This is a genomic window from Pseudomonas sp. HMWF006, assembly GCF_003061205.1.
GTDB lineage: Bacteria > Pseudomonadota > Gammaproteobacteria > Pseudomonadales > Pseudomonadaceae > Aquipseudomonas > Aquipseudomonas monsensis.
Genome location: NZ_QAIU01000240.1, coordinates 1 through 3555, shown reverse-complemented (window position 1 = coordinate 3555; position 3555 = coordinate 1). Strand labels below are relative to the sequence as shown.

The following is a 3555-nucleotide window of genomic DNA, read 5'->3' as shown; positions in this document are numbered from 1 at the left end:
CGCAAGTTCAGAAAAGGAATGACCTCATGCAGAGGAAGACACTGGCGTTATTGGCCGCACTGGCCAGCTTTTCCGGGGCCGCGCTGGCGGATGGCATCACAGGCGAAGCAGGACTCGGGGTGGGGTATCAACCGCATGATCCGACCGGCAGCCGTTACGAAACCCGACCGATCCCGTATCTGGATCTGGACTGGGGCGATGTCAGCCTCGGTACCGACGACGGTCTGACCTGGAGCGCCTTGAAAACCAACGGTTTCAGCGCCGGGCCGTACATCAACTACCTCTCCGGGCGCACCGCCAATGGTGAGTTGCGTGGCCTGCGTGATGTGCCCGACATGGCCGAGGCTGGCGGCTTCGTGCAATACGCTCCGGCCGATTTCTGGCGCGTGTTCGCCTTCGTTGGCCAGGCCGCCGGCGGTGGCAGCGGGCAGGGCGGCGTGTTTGGCAAAGTGGGCGGTGAAATCGGCTATCCACTGGGCGGCGGGGTGATTGGCAGCAGCAACCTGACCGCGCATTTTACCGATGCGCAGGGCACCCAGACCTTCTTCGGTGTCAGTGATCGCGAAGCGCAGGCCTCGGGCATCCGCGCGTACAACGCCGGCGGTGGTTTGCAGAACGTGGCGCTGACCCAGAGCTTCGAGTTTGCGCTGGCGCCGCACTGGTCGCTGGTCACCAGCGCGAGCTGGATTCACCTGACCCGCTCGGCGGCCGACAGCAGCATCGTCAAAGCGGTGGGGGATACCAATCAGGGTGAAGTGCAGGCGGCCATCGCCTACAAGTTCGACTGATTGCGCACGCGGGCGAATTGGTCTGCGGTTTGCAGACAGCCATGTCGAATCCATTCCTTCAGGATGTTCTTCATGGCTCGCCCTGCTTATCGTCTGTTGGCCCATTCGTTGTGGGACTTGATCCCCATCGCATTGGGCATTGTCCACTTCGCCTGTGTCCTGTGGCTGGTCTCAGCCTTTCCTCAGCTGTCCTGGTGGGCCTTTGTGCCGCTGGCGCTGGGCTATGCGATCAGCCTGTCGTGGAGCATCAACAGCATTTCCCACAACCAGATCCACAACGCCTACTTCACCCCGGCGTGGCTGAACCGGGCGTTCGATCTGCTGTTGTCGGTGACCATCGGTTTTTCACAAACTCTCTATCGTGATATCCACAACCGGCATCACCGTGGCAACTCGGACCGGCCGGGAGCGGACGGCAAGACGATTGATCCGCTGTCGATTTATCTGCGCGGCAAAAACGGTCAGCCAGAAAATCCCTGGGCCTATACGTTTCTGAGTTTTTTCCGCGACGATCCCACGCCGATCTACGAAGAAATGCGCCGCAAACGGCCGAAGGACGCGCGTTGGGTCAAGGTGGAAATCTATGTGACGGTGGCGTTCTATCTGCTGCTGGCGGTGTACGACTGGCAAGCGGTGCTGGTGCTGCTGCCGTTCTGGTACCTGGGGCAGGCGTTGTCGTCGCTCAACGGTTATTACGAGCATTTTGGCGGCAACCCGGACTTGCCCATCGCGTGGGGCGTGAGTGCCTACAGCCCGCTGTACAACCTGTTGTGGATGAACAACGGCTATCACGCCGAGCACCACTATCGGCCGAAAATGCACTGGACTCAGGTCAAGGCCTATCACCGGCAGATCGCCCGGCAGCAGCAGGAAGCGGGGGTGAAGGAGATTGCATTGGCGCATGGTCTGGGGTTCTTGCTGAACCACCAGAAGCCCGACGCCTGAGCGCTTTGTGCAGGCTGCGATCTTTGTTTTTCAAGATCAAAAAACGCAGCCTGCACGGTCGATTTCAGTGTTCTTCGCCCTCGGCAAGCAGGGCAATCCCGCCCATGATCACCGCCACGCCGACCCAGTGCAGCAGGCTGATCTGCTCGCCAAGCCCCAGCCACGATCCCAGCAGCACGCCGACAAACACCAGCGAACTCAAGGGAAACGCCAGCGACAGGCTGCTGCGGCGCAGAATCAGCATCCAGACAAAAAACGCGCCGATGTAGCAGGCAATCGCCACCCACACGCCGGGCGTCATGACGATGCCTTGCAGCCATTGCAGGCTGAAGTCCATCTGCCCCAACTGATCGCCGCCGACCTTGCTCGCGATCTGTCCGCCACTTTCCAGAATGATCAACAGCGCCCACAGCACGATGGTGCCCAGGCGCCCGTGGAGCCAATGCATTGCGTAGTTCCTTTGCAGTTCCAGGCGCGCTTCAGACATGGCCGGCACACACGAGCATCACGCCCGCCGTAATCACCAGCGTACCCAGCCAGCGGCGCCGGCTGACGGTTTCACCGAGCACCACTTTGCCCGCCAGTACCACGCCGCAATAAGCCAGCGCGGCCGCCGGAAACAGCAGGCTCAGCGGCGCCCGCGACAGGGCACCGAGCCAGACGAAGAACTCGATCGCATAAGCCCCGATCCCGGCCCACAGCAGCGGCGCGTTGAACACCTGGCCCCAGAACACCTGCAGGCGAAAACCACCTTCCAGCGCCGGCAGGCGGTCCAGGCCCAGTTTGAAACAGAGCTGGCCGATCACATCCAGAACAATCGACAAGGCCACCAGCACAATCACGGTAAACGTCATGGAAACAACTCCTCGAACAGCTCGATCAAGGCTTGATTGGTCGCCGAATTGCGCAGGATATCGGCGTCGCTCCAGCGCTCGGCCGGGGGCTGGTCGGTCTTTGCTTCCCAGCGTTTGAGCAGGTTACTGAAGGCCGGGCGTGCGTATTCGCCGCAGATGTCGATGCCGAGGACCCGCTTGCTCGCCGCCAGGGCGCGCAGGGCCTGGAGCATGTGGCTCAGGCGCATGCCGCCCTGATCCCAGTTGGTGGCGGCGTCTTCGCTGGCAAGCACGTCCTTGTCGATGGTGATCCACACTGCCTCGGTCGGCAGGCTGGCGATCATCTTGTCGAGGAACTGGCGCCAGTCGAGTTCCGACAAGTTGTGCCAGTGCAGCATGTTTTCCTGTTGTGCATGCCCGGCGCCGTCGCCGACCCGTCCCCAGACTCTGGAGGGCGCGTGCTGCCACGGAAACAGCTGCAGCACCCCGCGTCTGAGGGCCGCGAGATTGCCGCCCTTCAACTGCGGGTTTTGCAGGTCATCGCTGCACGGGCCGAGCGTGACGATGCGGTGGATGTTCGGCAGTTTCAGCGCCTGATTGACCCACGAGCCGCAGTGCCGACGCGGCGCGAAACGCACCCAGTCGGGGTGATTGTCGAAGTGGATCAGGCTGACCGGCTCGGGCAGGTCGGTGAGAAACGCCGGGGTCAGGTGGTGATAATCACCGGAACCGACGAAGAAGATTTCCGGCGCCGGGCCGCTGTGGCGCGGCCGTTGCTGCAAGCGTTCGGCGAAGCGCCGCCAGGTGCGTTCGCTGGACCAGAGCCGGAGTTTCGGGCCGAGGTCGAGCAGGTCCAGGCGTCTGGCGCGGCCACTGTCGAGCAGTCGCGCAATCGGTGCCTGGGCCGTCAGGCTGTGGTCGAGATCTAAAATGTTCAAGGTTGCTATTCACCCTTGGCAGACCCTGCCAGACACCGGCCTCATCCATCA

The 3555-nt window shown here is 62.2% G+C and carries 5 protein-coding genes; 2 read left to right on the top strand and 3 right to left on the bottom strand.

Going from position 1 to position 3555, the window contains the following annotated elements; translation table 11 throughout:
• The first annotated feature begins 26 nt into the window (after positions 1–26).
• Both DBR24_RS09770 and DBR24_RS09765 read left to right on the top strand, forming a co-directional pair.
• Positions 27–788: a MipA/OmpV family protein gene (locus DBR24_RS09770; protein ID WP_128614626.1), complete on the top strand. Its 762-nt coding sequence runs from the start codon at positions 27–29 to the stop codon at positions 786–788.
• A 72-nt stretch (positions 789–860) separates the two neighbouring features.
• The gene (locus tag DBR24_RS09765; RefSeq protein ID WP_128614625.1) at positions 861–1733 is read left to right on the top strand and encodes a fatty acid desaturase; all 873 of its coding nucleotides are present in this window, start codon (positions 861–863) and stop codon (positions 1731–1733) included.
• A 64-nt stretch (positions 1734–1797) separates the two neighbouring features.
• Here DBR24_RS09765 and DBR24_RS09760 read toward each other — a convergent pair whose 3' ends face one another.
• The 3 genes from DBR24_RS09760 to DBR24_RS09750 are packed head-to-tail and all read right to left on the bottom strand — an operon-like array spanning position 1798 to position 3504.
• Positions 1798–2181 carry an EamA family transporter gene (locus tag DBR24_RS09760; protein WP_128614624.1) on the bottom strand — a complete coding sequence of 128 codons (384 nt, stop codon included), beginning with the start codon at positions 2179–2181 and terminating at the stop codon, positions 1798–1800.
• A gap of 31 nt (positions 2182–2212) precedes the next feature.
• Positions 2213–2587, bottom strand: a complete 375-nt coding sequence (locus tag DBR24_RS09755) for a transporter (protein ID WP_123466188.1) — start codon at positions 2585–2587, stop codon at positions 2213–2215.
• Positions 2584–3504 carry an arginase gene (locus DBR24_RS09750; protein WP_128614623.1) on the bottom strand — a complete coding sequence of 307 codons (921 nt, stop codon included), beginning with the start codon at positions 3502–3504 and terminating at the stop codon, positions 2584–2586. The genes DBR24_RS09755 and DBR24_RS09750 overlap by 4 nt, the downstream gene beginning before the upstream one ends.
• Positions 3505–3555: the final 51 nt, after the last annotated feature.

What these genes read in the sequence shown, in the direction of transcription:
- DBR24_RS09770 (WP_128614626.1), top strand. Translation starts at nt 27, where the DNA reads ATGCAGAGGAAGACACTGGCGTTATTGGCCGCACTGGCCAGCTTTTCC.
- DBR24_RS09765 (WP_128614625.1), top strand. Translation starts at nt 861, where the DNA reads ATGGCTCGCCCTGCTTATCGTCTGTTGGCCCATTCGTTGTGGGACTTG.
- DBR24_RS09760 (WP_128614624.1), bottom strand. Translation starts at nt 2,181, where the DNA reads ATGCATTGGCTCCACGGGCGCCTGGGCACCATCGTGCTGTGGGCGCTG.
- DBR24_RS09755 (WP_123466188.1), bottom strand. Translation starts at nt 2,587, where the DNA reads ATGACGTTTACCGTGATTGTGCTGGTGGCCTTGTCGATTGTTCTGGAT.